This is a genomic window from Nocardia sp. NPDC050413, assembly GCF_040655475.1.
Taxonomy (GTDB): Bacteria; Actinomycetota; Actinomycetes; order Mycobacteriales; family Mycobacteriaceae; genus Nocardia; species Nocardia coubleae.
In genome coordinates this window covers 1-1263 of record NZ_JBFAJZ010000031.1, presented here as the reverse complement: position 1 = coordinate 1263, position 1263 = coordinate 1, and the positions used below count along the sequence as shown (strand labels likewise).

At 64.6% G+C, this 1263-nt stretch carries 1 protein-coding gene; it reads left to right on the top strand.

Annotation, left to right across the window (positions count from 1 at the left end):
• Positions 1 to 68 precede the first annotated feature (68 nt).
• Positions 69 to 1234, top strand: a protein-coding gene (locus AB0I19_RS29220; protein WP_357153310.1) for an IS3 family transposase whose coding sequence is annotated in 2 segments (ribosomal slippage) — positions 69 to 353 and positions 356 to 1234 — 1164 coding nt in all. Because the reading frame shifts where the segments join, the coding sequence is not laid out codon by codon here.
• Positions 1235 to 1263 lie beyond the last annotated feature (29 nt).

Here is a 1263-nt window from a genome sequence, read left to right as displayed (position 1 = left end):
GGGGCTGCTGCAGGGGTAGGTGACAACCGAGATGGCTTGCCGAGAGGTAAGCCTGAGAGGATGTCGCAGTGCCCAAGCCGTATCCGAAAGAGTTCCGCGACGACGTCGTGCGGGTCGCCCGCAACCGCGACGACGGTGTGACGTTGGATCAGATCGCGGCCGATTTCGGGGTCCATCCGATGACGTTGTCGAAATGGATGCGCCAAGCCGACGTCGACGACGGGAACAAGCCCGGGACCACGCGCAGCGAGTCGGCCGAGTTGCGGGATGCTCGTCGCCGGATCCGCCTGTTGGAGCAGGAGAACGAGGTGCTCCGCCGCGCGGCCGCGTATCTGTCGCAGGCGCAGATCCCGGGAAAAGGCTCTACCCGCTCGTGAAAGAGCTTGCCGCCGAAGGGATTCCCGTGGCGGTGACGTGCCGGGTGCTGCAGCTCGCTCGCCAACCCTACTACCGGTGGCTGGCCGATCCGGTGACCGCCGGCGAGATCGCCGAGGCGTATCGGGCCAACGCGTTGTTCGACGCCCACCGCGACGACCCCGAATTCGGCTACCGATTCCTCGCTGACGAGGCCCGCGAAGCCGGCGAAACGATGGCCGAGCGGACAGCGTGGCGGATCTGCTCGATCAATCGGTGGTGGAGCGCGTTCGGCAAGCCCCGGCGCGGCAAGAACAGCAAACCCGGGCCGCCGGTCCACGACGATCTGGTACAGCGGACCTTCACCGCCGAGGGGCCGAATCGTTTGTGGCTCAGCGACATCACCGAACATTGGACCGGTGAAGGGAAGCTGTATTTGTGTGCGGTCAAGGACGTGTTCTCCAACCGGATCATCGGTTACTCGATCGATTCGCGGATGAAGTCCCGGCTCGCGGTGACCGCGGTGAACAATGCCGTCGCCCGGCGAGGTGATGTCGCCGGTTGCATTCTGCACACCGACCGCGGAAGTCAGTTTCGCTCAAGGAGATTCGTCCACACGCTCAATCGCCATCGCATGGTTGGATCCATGGGCCGTGTCGGCGCCGCCGGTGACAACGCGGCCATGGAAAGCTTCTTCAGCCTGCTGCAACGCAACGTGCTGGACCGGCAGCGCTGGGACACCCGCGAACAACTCAGGATCGCGATCGTCACCTGGATCGAACGCACCTACCACCGTCGACGTCGACAGGCCCGGCTCGGCCGGTTGACCCCGATCGAATTCGAAACCATCATGTCCCCAGCAGTCCGACAGGCTGCTTAACCACTGTCACCCGATCCTGCAGCAGCCCC